13 protein-coding genes and 1 pseudogene are annotated in these 19,777 nt (G+C 65.0%); 4 read left to right on the forward strand and 10 right to left on the reverse strand.

Going from position 1 to position 19,777, the window contains the following annotated elements; all coding sequences use genetic code 11:
- The first annotated feature begins 90 nt into the window (after positions 1-90).
- The 3 genes from RMR04_RS18175 to ggt all read left to right on the forward strand — a co-directional run bounded on the left by RMR04_RS18175 (position 91) and on the right by ggt (position 4,224).
- The gene (locus RMR04_RS18175; protein WP_311909738.1) at positions 91-828 is read left to right on the forward strand and encodes a GntR family transcriptional regulator; all 738 of its coding nucleotides are present in this window, start codon (positions 91-93) and stop codon (positions 826-828) included.
- A gap of 104 nt (positions 829-932) precedes the next feature.
- On the forward strand, positions 933-2,522 hold the full coding sequence (locus RMR04_RS18180; RefSeq protein ID WP_311909739.1) for an ABC transporter substrate-binding protein: 1,590 nt from the start codon (positions 933-935) through the stop codon (positions 2,520-2,522).
- A 106-nt stretch (positions 2,523-2,628) separates the two neighbouring features.
- Entirely contained in the window at positions 2,629-4,224 is a 1,596-nt protein-coding gene (ggt, locus tag RMR04_RS18185) for a gamma-glutamyltransferase (RefSeq protein WP_311909740.1), read from the forward strand.
- A 257-nt stretch (positions 4,225-4,481) separates the two neighbouring features.
- Here the strand turns inward: ggt and RMR04_RS18190 are convergent, their stop codons facing one another.
- On the reverse strand, positions 4,482-7,559 hold the full coding sequence (locus RMR04_RS18190) for an autotransporter outer membrane beta-barrel domain-containing protein (protein ID WP_311909741.1): 3,078 nt from the start codon (positions 7,557-7,559) through the stop codon (positions 4,482-4,484).
- Positions 7,560-7,955: 396 nt separating this feature from the next.
- Here RMR04_RS18190 and RMR04_RS18195 point away from each other — a divergent pair, with 396 nt between their 5' ends.
- The gene (locus tag RMR04_RS18195) at positions 7,956-9,554 is read left to right on the forward strand and encodes a winged helix-turn-helix domain-containing protein (protein WP_311909742.1); all 1,599 of its coding nucleotides are present in this window, start codon (positions 7,956-7,958) and stop codon (positions 9,552-9,554) included.
- Positions 9,555-9,789: 235 nt separating this feature from the next.
- Here RMR04_RS18195 and RMR04_RS18200 read toward each other — a convergent pair whose 3' ends face one another.
- From RMR04_RS18200 to RMR04_RS18240, 9 genes and pseudogenes are all read right to left on the reverse strand, one after another.
- The gene (locus RMR04_RS18200; RefSeq protein ID WP_311909743.1) at positions 9,790-10,491 is read right to left on the reverse strand and encodes an HpcH/HpaI aldolase family protein; all 702 of its coding nucleotides are present in this window, start codon (positions 10,489-10,491) and stop codon (positions 9,790-9,792) included.
- Positions 10,492-10,507: 16 nt separating this feature from the next.
- The gene (locus RMR04_RS18205; RefSeq protein ID WP_311909744.1) at positions 10,508-11,311 is read right to left on the reverse strand and encodes an SDR family oxidoreductase; all 804 of its coding nucleotides are present in this window, start codon (positions 11,309-11,311) and stop codon (positions 10,508-10,510) included.
- 18 nt (positions 11,312-11,329) lie between these two features.
- Positions 11,330-13,030 (reverse strand): hydantoinase B/oxoprolinase family protein, encoded by a 1,701-nt coding sequence (locus RMR04_RS18210; RefSeq protein ID WP_311909745.1) that lies wholly within the window; start codon positions 13,028-13,030, stop codon positions 11,330-11,332.
- An 11-nt stretch (positions 13,031-13,041) separates the two neighbouring features.
- Positions 13,042-15,105, reverse strand: coding sequence for a hydantoinase/oxoprolinase family protein (locus RMR04_RS18215; protein ID WP_311909746.1), 2,064 nt, complete (start codon positions 15,103-15,105; stop codon positions 13,042-13,044).
- A gap of 190 nt (positions 15,106-15,295) precedes the next feature.
- On the reverse strand, positions 15,296-16,264 hold the full coding sequence (nac, locus tag RMR04_RS18220) for a nitrogen assimilation transcriptional regulator NAC (RefSeq protein WP_311909747.1): 969 nt from the start codon (positions 16,262-16,264) through the stop codon (positions 15,296-15,298).
- Positions 16,265-16,339: 75 nt separating this feature from the next.
- Positions 16,340-17,079 (reverse strand): annotated as a pseudogene (locus RMR04_RS18225) (ABC transporter ATP-binding protein).
- On the reverse strand, positions 17,072-17,842 hold the full coding sequence (locus RMR04_RS18230; protein ID WP_311909748.1) for an ABC transporter ATP-binding protein: 771 nt from the start codon (positions 17,840-17,842) through the stop codon (positions 17,072-17,074). Before RMR04_RS18230 ends, RMR04_RS18225 begins: the two are co-directional and overlap by 8 nt.
- Positions 17,839-18,825 (reverse strand): branched-chain amino acid ABC transporter permease, encoded by a 987-nt coding sequence (locus RMR04_RS18235; protein ID WP_311909749.1) that lies wholly within the window; start codon positions 18,823-18,825, stop codon positions 17,839-17,841. The genes RMR04_RS18230 and RMR04_RS18235 overlap by 4 nt, the downstream gene beginning before the upstream one ends.
- 37 nt (positions 18,826-18,862) lie before the next feature.
- The gene (locus tag RMR04_RS18240; RefSeq protein WP_311909750.1) at positions 18,863-19,735 is read right to left on the reverse strand and encodes a branched-chain amino acid ABC transporter permease; all 873 of its coding nucleotides are present in this window, start codon (positions 19,733-19,735) and stop codon (positions 18,863-18,865) included.
- Between the last annotated feature and the right edge of the window lie 42 nt (positions 19,736-19,777).

Here is a 19,777-nt window from a genome sequence, read left to right on the forward strand (position 1 = left end):
TGCGTTCTGTCTCCTTCGATTGCATCACTGGATACAGTGATGCAATCGCGCCCCACCACCGTTGGCGGCGCTCTCGCAGGGAGCCGGCCCATGAGCTTTGGACGGACACCTTCGGCCGCCACGGCGCAGGAGGAGGCCTATCTCGCGATTCTCCAGGCCATCCGCGCCGGGCGTTACCAGCCGGGCGAGCGGCTGATCCCGGAGACGATCGCGCAGGAACTGGCGATGAGCCGCATGCCGGTGCGCGAGGCGTTCCAGCGCCTCGCCAATGAAGGGCTCGTCATGATCCGGCCCAACCGCGGCTGCGTGGTCTCCGGCCTGACCATCGACGAGATCTTCGAGGCGTTCGAGATGCGCTCGGTGCTCGAGGGACTGGCGGTCCGCCTCGCCATGCCGCGCGTCGATGCCGCGGTTCTGGCCGAACTCGACGCCTTCATTCAGCGGATGGAGCGCAGCGGCGAGGCCGGCGGCGGCGATTGGCTGAGCCATCACCAGGCCTTCCACGAATATATCTGCGAGCTCAGCGGCCGGCCGAAGCTGGTCCGGCAAATCTCGGCGCTGCATATCGCCGTCGAGCCCTATATGCGGATCTGGCTCCACCATGTCGACCGGCCGCGCACCGCCACCCAGACCCAGCATGTCGTGGTCGAGGCGATGAAGACGGGCGATGCCGCCTTCGCGGAGCAGACCATGCGCGACCACGTCATGCGCACGGCGCCGCGCCTCGCCGAGTTCCTGCGCAGCGGCAATCTCGCGAACGGCAATCTCGCGAATGGCAAGCCGCGCCGCGCCAATCAGCCCGCTTCGAGCGCACTGCAACTGCCTTAGCCATACATCGGGAGGGGTTCGCCAAGGCGATCCGATTTCAGGCGCGACAAGGGCCCGCAGCGGCCTGCACGCCGAGCACAAGACATCAATGACAGGGGAATGACATGGACAGACGCCAGTTTCTGAAAACCTCCGCCGCCGCTGCAACCTTCCTGCCCGCGGCGCCGCATCTCGCGCTTGCGCAGGATGCCAAGACTCTGCGCTTCGTGCCCTATTCGGACGTTGCGATCATCGATCCGATCTGGACGACCGGCTATTCGACCCGCACCCATGCGCTCCTGGTCTGGGACACGCTTTACGGCCTCGACGAAACCCTGCAGCCGCAGCCGCAAATGGTCGAAGGCCATGTCGTCGATGATGACGGCAAGCGCTGGACCCTGACGCTGCGGCCGGGCCTGGTCTTCCATGACGGAGCCAAGGTGCTGGCGCGCGACGCCGTCGCCTCGATCAAGCGCTGGGGCGCGCGCGATGCCTTCGGCCAGGCGCTGATGGCGGTGACCGATGAGCTTTCGGCGCCCGACGACCGCACCATCGTCTTCCGGCTCAGGAAGCCGTTCCCGCTGCTGCCGGCCGCGCTGGCGCGCCCGAGCGCGCTCGTCGCGGCGATCATGCCCGAGCGCTTGGCCGAGACCGACCCGTTCAAGCAGATCCCGGAGGCGATCGGCTCCGGCCCGTTCCGCTATGTCAAGGAGGAGCGCGTCTCGGGCGCCCGCCATGTCTATGCCCGTCACCAGGGCTATGTGCCGCGTCCCAGCGGCACGCCGAGCTTCACGGCCGGGCCGCGCACGCCCTATCTCGACCGCATCGAGTTCAACGTCATGCCGGACGCAGCGACAGCGGTCTCGGCGCTCCAGACCGGCGCCGTCGACTGGATCGAACAGCCATTGATCGACCTGCTGCCGTTGCTGCGGAAGGACCCCAACATCGTCGTCGAGGTCAAGGATACCAGCGGCATGGCCGGCCAATTGCGCCTCAACCATACCCAGGCGCCGTTCAACAATCCGGCCATCCGACGCGTGATCCTCAAGGCCCTCGACCAGCAGGCCTGCATGGACGCGGTCTGCGGCGGCGATCCCAAGGTCGAGCGCAGCAGCATGGGTTTCTTTCCCAGCAACTCGCCGATGGCGTCGGACGCCGTGGCGTCGGCACTGAAAGGGCCGAAGGATTTCGGCAAGCTCAAGCAGGAGCTGACTGACGCGGGCTATAAGGGCGAGCGCATCGTCTTCCTCGCGGCCCAGGACGTGCCGCGCATCTCGCTGGTTTGCGATGTTGCGGCCGACGCCTTGCGTCAGATCGGTGCGAATATCGACTTCGTCGCGGCCGATTGGGGCACGGTGCTGCAGCGTATCACCAATCGCACCCCGATCGAGCAAGGTGGCTGGAGCTGCTACGTCACCTACTGGTCGGGGCTTGATCTCGGCTCACCGGCGACGAGCTCGCCCTTGCGTGGCAATGGTCCCAAAGCCGGCCCCGGCTGGCCCGAAAGCCCCCAGATCGAAGCGCTACGCGCCCGCTGGCTCGAGGCGGCAACTCTGGCAGAGCAGAAAGCGATCGCCCGCGAGATCGAACTGCAGGCGATGCAGGATGTGCCCTATGTCCCGGCTGGGCAGTATTTCCAACCCGTCGCCTATCGCAAGAACTTGACCGGCATGCTGAACGGCGTTCCCGTCTTCACCAATCTGCGCAAGGGCTGACAACGCAGGCCCGGACGGCAGCAACGCTGCCTTCCGGGCGAGCCCGTCATGATGAACCCACCGCCGTCGGCGTCGATGCCTGCGGCCAACCAAGATCAGGCCTGCCATGCGTGACTTCGAGCTTCCCGGACGTTCCCTTGCCATCGGCCGCGAGGCCATGGCCGCCACCTCGCATCCGGCGGCGACACTCGTCGCCGTCGACATCCTGCGCGCCGGCGGCAATGCGGTCGATGCGGCCGTGGGCGCCTGCGCCGTGCAATGCGTCGTCGAGGCGGGTTCGACCGGCATCGGCGGCGACTGCTTCGCCCTGATCTCGAAGGGCGGCAGCACCGATATCCGCGGCTATAACGGCTCGGGCCGCACGCCCACTGCGGCCACGCTCGACTGGTATCGCACCGCCGGAATCACCACGATCGAACGGCACTCGCCCCATGCCGTGACAGTGCCGGGCGCCGTCGACGCCTGGACGCGACTGGTCAAGGATCATGGCCGGATGCCGCTTGCCGAGATCCTGCAACCGGCGGTCAAGCTTGCCCGCGACGGATACGCGATCACGCCACGCGTCGCCTATGATCTCGGCAACCAGCGCGATCTGCTGCGGCAGGATGTCAATGCAGCCGCGACCTTCCTGGTCAATGGCGAGGCGCCGGCTGCCGGCACGGTCCAGCACCAGCCCCACCTGGCAGCGACCCTGGAGGCGATCGGCCGCGACGGGCGCGATGCCTTCTACCGCGGCGAGGTCGCCGCCGAGATCGTGGACTATCTCAAGGCGGCGGGTGGCCTGCACACGCTGGAGGACTTCGCCACGGCCGAGGGCGAATACGTCACGCCGATCAGCACGCAGTTCCGCGGCCGCACCGTTTATGAAATCCCGCCCAACGGCCAGGGCATCGTCGCCCTGATGATCATGAAGATCCTCGAGCGCTTCACGCCGAAGCCCGGCCCGCTCGCCGTCGAGAACCTGCATATCGAGGTCGAGGCGACACGCCTGGCCTATGCCGCGCGCGACCAGTTCGTCGCCGACATGGCGCTCAGCCCTGTGCCGGTCGATTATCTGCTCTCGGACGCGCTTGCCGATGAGCTCGCCGCCCGGATCGACCCGGCGCGCGCGACCGCGCCACTGCCGGCTCTGACCGGCGGCGCCGAGCATCGCGACACGGTCTATATTTCCGTCGTCGACAAGGATCGCAATGCGGTCAGCTTCATCAACTCGATTTTCCACCCCTATGGCAGCGGCTTGCTGACGCCGAAATCGGGTGTGCTGCTCCATAATCGCGGCCAGAGCTTCGTGCTCGAACAGGGCCACCCGAACGCGGTCGGCCCGCGCAAGCGCCCGATGCACACCATCATCCCCGCCATGCTCGCGCAGGATGGCCGGGTCTGCCTGTCCTTCGGCGTGATGGGCGGGCATTACCAGGCGATGGGTCATGCCCATTTCCTGTCGAAGCTGTTCGACTACGGCCTCGACCTGCAAAGCGCAATCGACCTGCCGCGCCTGTTCCCCCTGCCCGGCACCGCAACCGTCGAGCTCGAAGGCCGGTTGCTGGCGTCCTGCGGCGCTGCGCTCGAAAGCCGGGGCTTCAAGGTTCAGCCGGCCAAGACGCCGATCGGCGGCGCCCAGGCGATCTGGATCGATTGGGAGAACGGCACGCTGCTCGGCGGCTCCGACCCGCGCAAGGACGGCTGCGCGCTCGGTATCTGATCAGGAGCCGGAGGCGGATGATCGACCTGGAGTGCCCGGATGGCTCAACACAGAGTGAGCGCCGGGCACGATGCAGGGCCGTAAGCGAACCCGTGCCCCAACTCGGCAAATAAGCGGCTCCAAACGCGTCTGCGGCTCTGTCAAATCCGAGCCGCGTCCTTGTGGACCGCCATAGTCGGCAATGCGATATCGCCCATCAAGCTGTCCGGCCTGGTTCAGTTCGGCAATGCGGCGGGCATGCGCGGGCGCCTGCAGCGCTACCATGTGTAGCGGAGCACGCCTTTGCCGGCATAGCTGCGGCTGACGTCGGAGAACTCGCCTTCGAACGTCGCTGAGGCCGACCAGCCGCTGTTGAAGGACAGCTCTGCCGAAACCGATGTGAGCGCGACGTTGCGGGCGGCGCGGGCACCGTTGACGGTGAAGGTCGAGCCGGGCAGCGACTGGAACACGGCGCTGACATTGCGATCGGTGTTGTAGTCGTGCGCCCAGGCGGCACGGCCGCGCAGCGTAAGAAGCCCTTCCGCCAAGGCCCATGACTTGTCTCCGCGCAGGCCGAGTTCGGTGCGGGGCGCGGTGGCGGTGTTGGCGGAGTAATTGAGCGCGAAGCCGCCGGCACCATTGAGCGATGTCTCGGCATAGGCCGGGAGATGGAAGGCGGTGACCTGAACTGCTGCGTAAGGCGTCAGGCCGATGCCGCCGAGCTCCGGTACCAGCCAGCGATTGCCGCCTTCGATCCGGCCGGAAAAGGCATTGGCGTTGAAGCTTGCGCGCAAGCGCTCGGTGTCTACGGCGGTGATCAGACGATCAGTGCTGATATCCTGCCAGCCATAGGCTGCGGTCGCGGTGATGTAGGACGATCCGATGCCATGGCGCACGAAGGCGCCGGCCTGGAACAGATCGGACCGGCCACTGCCTCCATTTGACACCGAGAACCCGGTGCCGCCACCCGCGAGCGCGAAGCCGGCCACGCTCGACGGCGAGAGCCAGTAATCGGCGCCGACGGCCACGCCGGCGATCTTGCCGGTGACGCGGTTCGAGCCGAGTGCCGCGTTGCCATCGGTGGTCCGCGAGCCGCCGAAGCCGGCAGCCCAGACATTCCAGCGCGCCTCGTAAGCGCGCGGCGGCGCCTTGGCGAACATCGCAAAGGCATCGCGCTCAGTGCGCGTGCGCTTGCGGCCGTCGGGCGCGTAAGCGAGCGGGTCGTTCCCTGCAGCGAAAGCAAGAGCACCCGGCGCGCTGCCGCTGCGCCCAGCGGTGTAGGGATCGGTCATGACGCCCATGAACTGGGTCATGGCATCGAAGGTGGTCTGCTGCGCGCCGGTGGACGCCTCGCCGGAGATCTGCGTCAGCGCATTGAGGAGATTGTCGCCGTTCAACGCAAACAGCCCGTTGAACGACGTCGACAAGTTCGCACCGCCCTCAAGCGCATTGTCGATACCGGCGGCGACCCTTCTTTGGTTGATCGAGGCCGTGCCCGTCAGGTTCGGCGACAGCAGGCCAGGATCGAGGGTCAACAGCACGTAGTCGCCGTCATAGCTCAGCCGTGCGTTACGGGCGAAATTATTGATTACAGAGGCGCTGTCGAATGTGCCGCTAAGCGTGCCCGCTTTGAGGATCGTAAAGGTCGTGGTCGAGTTGAGACGTGCCAGCGGATCGACGCTGACCTTGCCGGCGATGGAGGCAGAGCCTGTGACGAGGGTCTTGTCCGACGAAATTCCGGAAACCTGCACCAGATAGGTCGAGGCCGCAGTCATGCTCAGGCTGCTCATGGTGAGCGTGCCGATCGAATTGCCGGGCGCCAGCGTGCCGCCATTGATGACGGTAGCGCCGAGCACACCGTTGCCCCCGAGTATGCCACCGGCATTGACCGTGAGCAGGCTGGCGGCAGCGAGATTGCCGTTCACGATGAGCGTGCCGCCATTGACGTTGACGGAGCCGTTATAAGGTGAGGTACCGGTCAGCGACCACAGCGAGCTATCGATCTTGTTGAAGGTGGTGAAGCCGACATATTGAAGTGCTGGGTCCAGGCCGAGCTGCGAGATATCGAAGCTTCCGGTGCCGCTACCGCCGAGCTGCAATGTGTTGCTGCCAAAAGGAGCGAGGACCTGGCCGGAGATGACGGAGGTTGGCGCCAGCGTCAGCGTGTTGCCGCCGCCCATGAACAACATGGCACCGCCGAAGAAGAGGGGATTGGTGCCGCCGCTGATGGTGCCCGCGTTGAAGATCGACGCGCCGGTGCTCGAGACATCTCCGTAAATTGCAAACCCCGCGCCGCTGATGCTTGCTCCCACGTTGTTGACAAGCTGCAGCCCGCCATTGGCAACAGCAATGCCCGTGCTACCTGAAATCGTTCCGGAATTGGTGATGGACAGGTTCGCGGCAGTGACGGCAGGCGCGAAGCCAAGGCCGGAGATGCTTGCGCCGGCGTGATTGACCAGCGTGCCGCCCGCAAAGACGCTGTTGATGATGCCAAAATTGTTGGTATTCAGCACGCCGCCCACCAGCCCGATCACGCCCGTTGCCGTATTGAGCACCGTGCCTGTCGCGCCGCTGACCCCGCCGAGATATCCGGAATTCTCTGCGACCATATCGGCCCCCGCGACGACGTTGCCGTTGATCGTCGCGCCGGCCCGGTTGATCAGCGTCACATTACCTTGAGAGGAGGCGGCTACCGTGCCCGCTCCTCCGCTCGTAATGGTTCCTGAATTGTCGAGGGTGAGCGAGCCACCACGCCCAAATATGCCGATCGTCCCACCGAAAATGACGCCGCCAGTACGGTTGATCACCGTGCCGCCGTTGAGGACATCGATGCCTGCCCCGCTCGTGCCGGTGATGCTTCCGGAATTATCGAGGGTGATGCCGCCGTTGGTCGAAACGACGCCGTTGGCACCTGAGATGACACCGCCGGCGTTGTTGGTCAGCGTTATGTTGCCGTTCGCGCTGACGCCGGTACCGTTCGTGCCGGTTATCGTGCCATTGTTGGTCAGCGTGAGAGGTCCCGTTGCGGCGGTGATGCCGTTTGTTTGACCTATAATCGAAGCGCCAACGCCGTTGCGGATCTTGGCATCGCCGACCCAGATGCCGTTACTTGCTCCCAGTGCAGAGCCTTGCACCGACGCGTTATCGAGGACGTCGATCGTGATGCCCGTCTGATTGCCGGTGCCGTAGCCGTGCGGGGCATTCTGTTCGGTGGTCGTGAGATCGCACGTCACCGTGGTGCCCGGCGCAGGTGTCGTTGCATCGACGGCGTTGGGCGTACAGGCGGCTTCCGCCAGTGTTGCAGTCGAGACCGACACCCCGATCACCAAAGCCACGCCTGCAGCGCGCTGCGTCAACCACTGTCCCCGACCAAACTGCACATCCGCCCCCATCGATTCCACGCCCAAGGCGCTTGCCACGAAGTTCGACACCGGACAGAGGTAGACTTACAACCGATAACTAGGGTCTGCGGAGAATTATAGCTCCGTAAGTTGCTGAAATATCTCACTTTCTAACAATCGCTAAACAATTCACAACACTACTTCAACATTCGGCATGCGATGCGTGCTCGGAAGTTCGTTTTAATATTGCTCTTGGGTCCATGCATGTTCCCCCGCATTGCGAGCAATGAAGGCCGACTGGTAGAATCGGGCGGCCTTCGTGTTGACTGAACCAAGTTGCGCAGGGCAACTGACTGCATCCTGACGGTGGCAGGGTAAGCTATAAGCCCACAAGTGCGATCGGAGTTTGGTATGAGCAAAGCGCAAGGTCTCTCCTTCGGAGAGCTGATCCTGGACGAGACTTGCCTGTTCGCGCGACGAGGCGGAAAAACCATCCAGTTCACCCGCAACGAGCGTTCACTGTTGCTTGCCTTTGTGCGCAACCCGCATCAGTTGATGTCGCGTAGCCGGCTAATTGAGGAGATTGCGCCGCCGGAAAACGAGTCCTCCGACCGCAACATCGATTTCCTGGTCAACCGTCTGCGCGCAAAACTCGGCGACAGCGCCAAGTCGCCCCGTTACATCGCCACGCAATATGGCGAGGGCTATGTCTGGATCGCCGAACCGTCGGCGGCGCCCCCACAGACGGGACAGATCGATGCCTATCTGGCCATCGTCCCGTCCTTTGTCGAACAAGGCCATCGCTTTGGCGCGCAGGCGTCGGCGCTGCTCACGCAGCTGCGTGACGGCATCGCCAGAGGCGTCACGTCCAGCCAGACGATCGTCATTGTCGAGGGCTGGCGCCATGTCGTCCCGGACCGGCTTCGTTATGTGCTGCAGGTAAGTTTTCAGGATGCCGGCAATCGCCTCGATTGCACCGCCACCTTGCGTGAGATGCCAATGAGACAGATCGTCAGGGCGTTCCGGCTCGATCTCGGCGCCGCCGAAACGGCATCGTTCACAACCGAGGCAGCGCGGGTGTCACATGGCATCATCGAAGCTTTGCGAAAGGCGCTGACCAACGCCTCGGCGGGCCTCGGAACGCCGTCCGACCAGCCCCTCGACGTCCGCCTGCGCAAGGCGACGACGCAGCTGTCGTCGTCCAGTCCGGCCTGGCTCAAGAAGGGCCAGGAATTGAGCGCAGCGCGTGTGCGAAATCCCGCCGATCCCGACATCGCGCTGCAATGGGGCCTGCATCTGTTCGCGCGCCTCGTGCTTGCCAGTCCCTTCACCGGTATCAGCAACGAGGAACGCGACGAGATCGAGAGCGAGATCGAGGCCACCGTGCTGGATTGTCTGCCGGCAATCGAGAACAATCCGCTGCTGATGCTGGCGGCCGCCAAGCTGTTGTATTTCATCCATCGCGGTCATCTCGACCTTGCCGAGGATCTCGCCGAACGCGCTTTCGCACGCACGGCCGACTTCGCCGCCGCGCTGCCCGTGATGGGGCAGTTGCGGCAGGCGCGGGGCAAGTTCAAGGAAGCCGTCATCCTGTTCGACCGTGGCATTGAGATGGCCGATCCTGGTTCCGAATTCATGCTGTATCTGCGCGTGCTGAAATGCATCGCGTTGCTGGCGTCGGGCGACCGCACAGCCCTCGATGCCGCCAAAACCTTCGCCTACGACGTCCCCCATACCACGTCCGAGCTCGTCGTGATGATCGGCATGACAATGACGGCCGCCGATCAGCCGCTGTCTGAGGCCGTGGCGAAGACGCTGACCGCGGCTGGTCCTGCCGGGGTCAGCAATGCGCTCGAATACGTGTATTTCACCTCGGCGCGTCATTTCATCGCGCAAACAGCGCGCGCCAATGTCATGCGCGGGTTGGTCGCCCATGCGATGCGTCTGCACGGCGCAGCGGCGATCCCGCCCATCGTCCCGGCCGGCACCAGCCTGATTACTGCCATGTGAACGCGGTTCCAACCGGCTGATCTGGATCGATTGGGACAACGGCACGCTTCTCGGCGGCTCCGACCCGCGCAAGGACGGCTGCGCGCTCGGTATCTGATCAGGAGCAGCCGGAGGCCGATAATCGACCTGGCGTGCCCGGATGGCTCAACACGGAGTGAGCCCCGGGCACGATGCAGGGCCGTAAGCATAACGAGCTGGCGTGGGATGTGACGGCCTTCGCGGTCGCGTCGCTATCTCACCCAGCGAGGAAGCCGGCGATCTCGTTCATTCCGATACGGAGAAACGGGTCGGAGTGAACGTAGAAATACTGCACGCCCTTGTCTCGCCAGAACGGCAATTCATCGGCCGTTGCCAATGTGCCGGCGACCTTACCCGCCCCGCGGATCGCCTTGACCGCCTCGGAAACCTTGTCGACGACCGCCTGCGGGCGCGGCTGGCCGAAAGGTGGCGCGGGCGGATAGCCCATGTTCTGCGAGAGATCTCCGGGGCCGATGAAGAAGACGTCGATCCCCTCGACAGCGAGCAGCGCATCGATGCCCTCGATCGCCTCCAAGGTCTCGATCATGCCGATGACGAGCCGCTTCTCATGATCGGCAAAGCAGCCATAGCGAACCGCGTCGACCACGCCATGCGCCTGCTCGGCCGTGTCGATCATCGGCACCATCAGCCCGTCCGCACCGGCGTTGAGATAGCGGATCAGGAGCGAGCGCTGGTGGCAGTCCGGCCGAACGATCGCGGCACCGCCAGCGCCCCGGATGGCCTGGGCGGTGAGGCGGACATCCTCAAAACTCCAGGTGCCGTGCTCGCAATCGAGAAAGATCGCATCGGCGCCGAGCTCGGTCAGCCTGACGGCATGGCCGGGGGAGAGATGATGGGTCGTCAGCATGCTGACGCATTCGCCCCGGCTCAATTTGCCGCGCAATTTGGCTCCGTTCATCGTCTTGTCCTTGCTCTCAGCGCGTGGGCTTGTCAGGCGTGTCGTCGGGCGCGCCGACCCAGCGCGCGGTCTCGATATCGGCGGAGGTGTCGCGCATCCGCGTCGGGCAGATGTGCAGTTCGGGGATCATGGCGCCCGGCTGAAGGCTGGCGCAGAGAAGGACGGCGCGCGCCACGTCATGGGCATCGAGCATGATGGCGCGTTCTTCCGCCAGCGGCGGCCGGGCGCGGTTGTTCATGATCGGCGTGTCGGTTTCACCCGGCAGGATCGTCGTCGCGCGGATGCCCTGGTTGCGATAGGTGTTGTGCAGGAAGCCCATGAAGTTCTTCACGCCCGCCTTGGCCGCACCATAGGCCGCCCCGCCCAGCAGATTGGGATTGAGCGCCGCCAGCGACGAAACCGTGATGATGGTGCCTTCGCCGCGCGCGATCATCGCCGGCAACACCGCCTGCGTCAGCGAGAACACCGCGGTCAGGTTGACGTTCAGCGTTGCGTTCCACTCCTCTTGCGACAGGAAGCGGGCGTTCAGGACCTTGCTGGCGCTGCCGGCATTGTTGACGAGAATATCGATCGGGCCGAGCTCGGCCTCGATGGCCGCGACAGCCGCGACGATGGCGCCTCGGTCGGCGATATCGAGCGTGCGACTGGCAGCCTGCCCGCCCTGTTCCACGATCACCTTGGCGACCTCGTCGAGCGGGCCGGCTCGCCGTCCGGTCAGCACCACGGTTGCCCCCTCGCGCGCCAAGAGGATCGCGCTCTCGCGCCCGATCCCGGTGCCGGCCCCCGTGACGAGCGCGATCTTGCCCTTGAGCAGTGCCATGGTCTCTCCCTACTCGCCCTACTCGGCCGCCGCGGCGAAGGCTTTGCCGTAGATACGTCGCGTTGCATCTGGGCTGACAAGCCCCTCCGCAAGATCCAGCGCGATCAACTCGACTGAGCGCGCCGCTGTGCGTCCCCAGCCGCCGCCGCCCGGCGTCTCGACCTGGAGGCGATCGCCCGTCTGGAGGACCACCTTGCCTTTCGGAAACTGTGCTTCACCATTTTTGGCGACCTTGCCGGGCGTGCCCGACTGTCCGTCGACGACGCCGAAGCAGGGGTGGCGCACGCGCTCGGTCGCGAGATAGATGTTCATCGGCGCCTTGGCGCGATTGCGCAGAATGACGCGCTGGCCGAGCCCGCCGCGATGCTGCCCTGCCCCGCCTGAATCCGCGATCAGCTCCTTGCACTCCGTCAGCACCGGCACCGCGATCTCGAACATCTCGATCGCCGTGACCTTGCAGTTGGAGGGGAAGCTCAGCGTGTCGAGCCCGTCCAGTTCGGCTCGTGCACCCTGGCCGCCATGGAAGTTCTGGACCGAGCCATATTGCGAACCGTCATCGCGCCGGCCGACACAGTTGGCCGCCCAGATCGGCGCCCCGCCGCTATCGCCCATGACCTTGTCGGGGACGATGCCCTCCAGCGCCTTGAAGATCAGCGATGGGATGACGTGGCCGATGAGGTTGCGGGAGTTGCCGGCCGTCCAGGCTTCGGGGTTGAGGATCGAGCCGAGCGGCGCCTCGTCCGTGACCGGCGTGATGCAGCCCTCATTATTGGGCGTCTCGGGATCGAGCAGGCATTTCAGCGCGTAGACGGAGTGGGCATAGCGGTAGTTGGTGCGGCAGTTGATGGAGTGCAGCACCTGGTCGGAGGTGCCGGTGTAGTCGACATGGATCGTCTCGTCGGCAACGATGACGGCGGCCTTCAGCGTGATGTCGTCATGGTATCCGTCGAGGAGGACTTCGGCTTCATAGCGGCCATTGGGCCAGGCGCGGATCGCCTTGCGCATCTGGGCTTCCGAGCGCGAATGGATCGCGTCGGCGAGGCCATCGACCTCATCGAGGCCGTACTCATCGAGGAATTTCACGAGCTCGCGGCCCATGACGTTGTTGGCCGCGACCATGGATTCCAGATCGCCGAGCACTTCGGTGGGAAGCCGCACGGACGCCGCGATGATGTCGAGGACGTCCTGGTTGGGCACACCGGCGCGGTGCAGCTTCACGATCGGGAAGCGGATGCCTTCCTCATAGATGTCGCTGGCTTCCGAATGCAGCGGCGCGCCCCCGATATCGGGCAGATGCGCGATCGAGCCGGCATAGGCGACGATCTTTCCGTTCTTGAAGATCGGCGTGATCATCGTGACGTCGGGCAGATGGCCGGTGCCGATCTCGGGATCGTTGGTGGCGAGCACATCGCCTTCCTGCAACGTCTCGGGCGGGAATTTCGGCAGGAAATAGGTCTGTGCGGCGACCGGCAGCGAGGTGATGAAGACCGGGATCGACCAGGTGCATTGGGCCAGCGCCCGCCCGCGGCTGTCGAGCAGCACGGTCACGTAGTCGTGGTTCTCGCGCACGATCGGCGAAAAGGCTGTGCGCCCCAACACCGTATCGGCCTGATCCGCGATGAAGATCAGGCGATTCCACATCACCTGGAGATTGATCGGATCGTTGAAATCCGTGGCGGCCTTGGCAGTCGAGGTCTTGGCCATCGAGGTCTTGGACATCGGAATCGCCCTCAGAGGATGTTGATGACGAGGTTGCCATGCGCATCGACATGGGCTGTCCCGCTCGGGCCGATCACGGCTGTCGATTCGCGCTGCTCGACGATTGCCGGCCCCTTCACGGGTTCGTCGACCGGCAGGCTGTAGTGGTCGTAGACGGGGGTCTCGACGGCCGTGCCCAGTTCCTGGAAATAGACGTCGCGCCGGCCCTTCAGGGCCTCTGCCGCCGTCGTGCCATGAGGGCGCGTGACCTTGCCCTTCCGCCCTCCGGCCCGCAAACGCCAGGTGATCACCTCGAGGCCAGCATTGACGGTGCGGCCGAAGAGCTCGCGATAGAGCGTGGTGAAATTGGCCGTGAGCTGCGCCAGGAAATCCTCCTGCGGCAGGTCGAAATCGGGCAGCGCAACCGTGATCTCATGGCCCTGGCCGACATAGCGCATGTCCACGGTGTAGCGGTTCTCGATGGTTTCCTTGGGCACGCCGGCAGCGGAGACGACCTCTGCCCCCTGAGCCGCGAGGCCGCCGAGCAGCCTGCGCATCTGCGCACCGTCCCAAGCTGCCAGGCCCATCGGGAAGCTCGCGGACAGGTCGACGGCGACGGGGGCGATGATCAGGCCGATCGCGGAGGTCACTCCCGCCCCCGTCGGACAGATGATGCGCTTGATGCCGAGCTTGCGAGCGATGCCATAGGCGTGCACCGGCCCGGCACCGCCAAAGGCGACCATGGGCAGGGAGCGGGGATCGACGCCGAGATCGGTCGCATGCATCGCGGCCGCCTTGCTCATCGACTCGTTGACGAGATCATGGATGCCCCAGGCGCAGCGCGTGACACCCACACCGAGATCGGAAGCCAGGCGCGCCATCGCATCATGGGCGGCCTGTTTCGAGACCTTGAACGAGCCGCCGACGAAGGATTCCGTCCCCATATAGCCGAGCAGGATGTCGGCGTCGGTGACAGTCGGCTCGGTACCGCCCCGCTGATAGGCTGCCGGCCCCGGCAAGGCGCCCGCCGAGCGCGGGCCGACATCGAGCAATCCGAGCGGGTTCTTGACGGCAATCGAGCCGCCACCCGCGCCGATCTCGATCATCTGGATCGACTGGATCTTGAGGGGGAAGCCGGAACCCTTCCGGAAACGTTGGTGATGCGCGACTTCGAGATCGGTGCCGACCGTGGGCTCGCCATTGGGTATCAGGCACAGCTTGGCGGTGGTGCCACCCATGTCGAAGGAGAGCACACTGCCCTCCCCGGCAATGCGGCCAAACTCGGCGGCAGCGACGGCACCGGCCGCAGGGCCGGACTCGATCAGGCGCACAGGCAGCTCGGCTGCGCGCTGGCTGGGAACCAGGCCTCCCGAGGAGGTCATCCACAGCACCTGCCGATCGATGCCCTTCCCAGCGAATTCTCGCTGGAGATGGGCGACATGGCCGGCCATCTGGGGCCGCGTATAGGCGTTGACCACCGTCGTCGAGGCGCGGTCGAACTCGCGCACCTCCGGGCAGACCTCAGAGGAGAGCGAGACGAAGATATCGGGATATTCGTCCTTCAGCAGGGCGGCGACCCGCTGCTCATGCGCCGGGTATTTATAGGCATGGAGCAGGCAGACCGCGACCGAGCGGACCCCCTTTTCACGCAGCCGCCCGGCAATCTCGCGCACGCTATCCTCGTCCAGCTCGGCGACGACTTCACCATCGGCGGCGATGCGCTCGCGGGCGCCGAAACTGTTGGCGCGGCTTACCAGCGGGTCGGGATAGCGCAGGTTGAGATCGTAGAGATCGTAGCGCCCCTCATTGCGGATGCGCAGCATGTCCTGAAAGCCGGCGGTCGCGACGAAGCCGGTCTCGACGCCCTTGCGCTCCAACACCGCATTGGTGACGACCGTCGTGGCGCCCAGGACCTGCAGCTTGGCCGTGTCGATAACCTCGCCGAACGCCTCCAGCAGCTCGGTGACGCCCTGAACCACCGCCTCGGCCGGGTTCAACGGCGTGCTCAGCACCTTATGCAGATGCACCTCGCCTCCATCGTCGAGCAGCGCGAAATCGGTGAAGGTTCCACCGGTGTCGAATGCCAGCTTGGCCATGATGTCCTCTGAGCCTGCCTTGCGGAGGTCGCGGAGGTTGCGGCCAGCGAACCGACCGCCAAGCCGTTCACCGCGACGACACAGGAAGGGTAGAGCCAGCCACGCACAGCTGGCCAACAGGACTGCGGTCTGCCGCTATAGGCTTTGTTTATGGCGCAGCGTTTATGGCGCGACGTTTATGGCGTGGCGTTTATGGCGTGGCTTGGGAACGCTCGGCCTCGCCAGCCGATTTCAACCCGAAGGGCGCCTCCCGGATCAAGGCCTGAACGATTTCGATCAGCACGGAGCGCGCTGCAATCGCGGGCTCCGACATCGGCAGATGGTCGGACACGCAAAGGGAAACCGTAGCCGTCATCGCGGGCCGTATGAGTGGCCGGACATCGGCGCCGCGAAAGCCTGCGGCGCTGGCTGCCACAGACCCCGGCAGGATCGTCGAACCCAGGCCGTCCATGACGGCTGCGACCAGCGACGAGACGGATTCGATCTCGGCGGAGACACGCGGCGCGACACGAGCGCGCGCCAGCGACTCGTCGATCATCTGGCGCAGGAAATGGCCTCGGCTCGGCAGCAACAGGTCGACCTCGGCCAGAGCCGAGAGCGGGAGTGCCTCCCCCTCAACCGTCCCGATGGCTGCGCCCGGCGGCGACACCAGGACAAGCTCCTCCCGGAACAGAGGGTGCAGTACGACGCCCTTGATCGGCCTCGATCCATAGATGACCGCCATATCCATCTTGCCGGTCATGATCAGCTCGCTCAGCACATGGCCGAAGCTGTCATTGATATGGACGACGATGTCGGGGTAGCGCGTCTTCATCGCCTTGAGCAGCGGCAGCGACAGCGCGCTCGACGCCGAATAGGTGGCGAGCCCGATCGAGACCCGGCCTGCAACCGAGCGCGAGGATTGTTCGATATCGATCCGCGCCTGCTCGACCTGTTTCAGCAGCAGCTGGGCATGGCGGTAAAGGATCAGCCCGGCTTCGGTCGGCGCGATGCCATGATTGCTGCGGATCAGGAGCTTGTGCTTGAAATGGCTCTCCAGCGCGGCGATCTGCTGGGAGAGTGCCGGCTGAGCCGTGCGCAGCATGCCAGCGGCGCGAGACACGCTACCGGCATCCACCACCTTCACGAAGCTCTTCAACTTCTTGAAATCGACACTCATCGACCCGGCCGCCTCCACAGGTCGCGAAGTTAGGTCATTCGCGGGAAAGGCGAAACCGGCGCGCGAACCTCGCCTTCAGTGCGGCACGTCCGTCTCGCCGCGCATCTTTCCCGTCATGAAGAGCTCGCCGAGCTCGTCATGGCTGATCTCGGCGGGCTTGCCGTCCCAGATCACCTTGCCCAGCCGCAGGATGACGGCGCGCTGCGCCACCTCCATCGCCTTCTTGGTGTTCTGCTCGACCAGCAGGATGGTTTGCCCCATCGCGTTGATGCGCAGCAATTCGTCGAAGACGATACCGATCGCGGCCGGGGACAGTCCAACCGACGGCTCATCGACCAGCAGGATGCGCGGGCGCTGGAGCACAGCCATCGCGACCTCCAGAAGCTGCTGTTCGCCGCCAGACATATTGCCCGCGAGCGTCGTGCGGCGCTTCCTGAGGATCGGGAAGAGCTCGTAGACATAGTCGCGATCGGCCTTCACCTTGGCGTCGCGCAGGGTGTAGGCGGCCATCTGCAGGTTCTCGTCGATCGTCATCAGCGGGAAGTTGCAGCGGCCCTGGGGCACCAGGGAAACGCCTTGCGCCAGGATCTCGCGCGATGCCAGCCCGGCAATGTCCCGGCCCTGCCAGCGTATGGCACCCCCTTGACGGTCGTCATGCCATAGAGCGTCTTGAGCAGGGTCGATTTGCCCGCGCCATTGGGGCCCAGGAGCGCGACGAACTGGCCCTGCGGCACGTCGAGATCGACGCCGTTGAGAATGTCCAGCGAGCCATAGCCGGCACGCAGGCCCGCGATCGAAAGACTGGTCTCAGCCACCGAGATAGGCCTCCCGAACCGCCTGGTTGCGCATGATCTCGGCCGGCGTGCCCTCGGCGAGCTTACGCCCCTGGTCGAGCACGGCGACGCGCTGGCAAATGCTGGTGATGACGTCGATGTTGTGCTCGATCACCAGGAAGCTGACGCCGAGCTGTTCATTGGCGTAGCGGATCGCCTCGACGACGCGCTCGATCAGCTTGGGATTGATCCCCGCCATCGGCTCGTCGAGCAGGATCAGCTTGGGCTCGGGCATCAGCATCGAGGCGAACTGGATCAGCTTCTGCTGGCCACCCGAGAGATTGCCCGCCGGCTGGGTTCTGACATCCCAGAGCCCCGACAGCTTGATGAGTTCGCGCGCACGCTGGCGCAGGCCATCGACCCGGGCGCGCGAGCGGGCGCCCAACCCGAAGGTCGAGGCGACACTCGGGAAGGTGAACATCTGGCCGGCGATAACGAGGTTCTCCTCGATATCGAGCGCACCGAAGGTGACCGTCTTCTGGAACGACCGCAGCATGCGGCCCTCCCGGGCGATGCGATTCAGCGACCAGCCGGTGATGTCCTGCCCATCGAGCCTGACCGAGCCCGCATTGGGGCGAGCAAGGCCGGATGTGCAGTCGAAGAAGGTCGACTTGCCCGAGCCATTGGGTCCGATCAATCCGCAGATCTCGCCGCGATGGACCTGCAGATCGACGCCGTCCACGGCGCGGATCGCACCATAAGATTTGCTGAGGCCAGTGATGTCCAGGATCGGTAGACCGGTCATGAGCGCCCCCTGAGCAGGGTCCAGAAGCGAGTGATCAGCGGCGCAAAGCCCTTGGGGAACCAGAAGACCAGCGCCAGCAGGCAGAAGCCGTAGGCCACCATCCGCAGTTCGGGAGCGATGCGGAGCGCCTCGGACAGACCGACGAAGAGCAGGCTCCCGAAGACGACGCCCGAAATAGTGCCCGGCCCGCCGCCTAGCACGATGATCAGCATCAATGTCGAATTCGACATCTGGAATGTCAGCGGGCTGACCACGGTCAGATAATGCGCGTAGACGCTGCCGCCGAACCCGGCGAAGGCCGCGCTGATCATGAAGACGACCAGCTTGTAGCGCCAGGTCGGCACGCCGACGGACTCGGCCAGCGTCTCGTTCTCGCGGATCGCCACCATGTTGCGGCCGGCCGGCGAGGTGACGATCAGCCAGACGGCGAAGGTCGCCAGGGCGGCAATAGTGAGCACGAGATAGTAGAACCCGACCGTCCCCGAGACCGTGAAGGAGGCCGGTCCGAGCGCGAAATAGGGCTTGGGGATGGCCGACAGCCCCATGTCGCCGCGCGTCAGGCTGATCCAGTTCTTGGCGACCGCCTGTCCGATGATGACGAAGCCGAGCGTGCACATCACGAAAGAGGTCGAGCGCAATCTGAGAGCCGGGATGCCAAGCGGCAGCGCCAGTGCCCCGGCGACGAGGCCCGCGCCGAACAGGTTGACGTAGAACGGCGTGCCCCAATGCACCGCCATCAGCGCGGAGACATAGGCGCCCACGCCGAAGAAGGCGGCCTGTGCGAGCGAGAGCAGGCCGGTATAGCCGACGAGCAGGTTGAGCCCATGGGCCGGCAGCAGGAAGATCAGCGAGATGATCACCGCATGAAGCGCGTAGTTGCCCAGCAGCAGCGGCGCGCAACAGGCCAGGACGACAACGGCGAGCCCAAAGGGCAGCCTCAGGTCGCGGCCAGGCAGCGGAAGCGAGCTCTCGTTCAGCGACATGGTCGATCCTCGGACAGATTGGCAGGGGGCCGCTGGGTCAGTAACGGGCTTGAGCGGAGAACAGCCCGTGCGGGCGCCACATCAACACGAGCATCAGCGTGGCGAAGCCGACCGTGTCGCGAAACTGCAGGCCGACATAGGTGGCAACCAGGCTCTCAGCGATGCCCAGGATCATCGCGGCGAAGAAGGTGCCGCGGACATTTCCAAGGCCGCCCATGATGATGATCGGCAGCGTCTTGAAGGTGATCAGTTCGCCCATGCCGCCATAGACACTGACATTGACCGGGGCGGTCAGGACACCCGACAGGCCGGCGAGCGCCGCCCCCAGGACGAAGGTCCGCACCACGACCTTGCGGACATCGATGCCCACCACGGCGCAGCACTCGACGTTCTGCGACACGGCCCGCATCGCCTTGCCCATGCGGCTATAGGTCACCAGGAGCTCGAGCCCGAAGAAGACCAGCACGGCGACCGCGATGATCAGCAGGCGCTGCTCGGCGAGCGACACGCCCAGAATGGTGACGGGCTCGATATAGCCGCCTTCGAAGAACTTGTAGCCGCCGCCGAAGAGCAGGATGACGCTGTTCTGAAGGATGAGCGCGATGCCCAGCGTCGCCAAGACGCCAGCCTCAGTCGGCGCCCCGACCATGCACCGCATCACGAACTGCCCGATGACCAGTGCAACGAAGGCCGTGGCGATGACGCCGGCGACGATGGCGACGGGATAAGGCAGGTCAAAATACTCGATCGCGACCCAGGCCCCGAAGGTGCCGACCATGTAATATTCGCCATGGGCGAAATTGATGGCCCGCAGGACACCGAAGATCATCGTCATGCCGACGGCGACCAGGGCGTAGACGGCCCCGGTGACGATGCCGTTGACGATCTGCTCTGAGATTTGGAACAGCATCCCGCCCTCCCCTTAAGCCCGCGCCGTTGCGCCCGCGCGGGT

The organism is Bosea sp. 685, assembly GCF_031884435.1.
GTDB lineage: Bacteria > Pseudomonadota > Alphaproteobacteria > Rhizobiales > Beijerinckiaceae > Allobosea.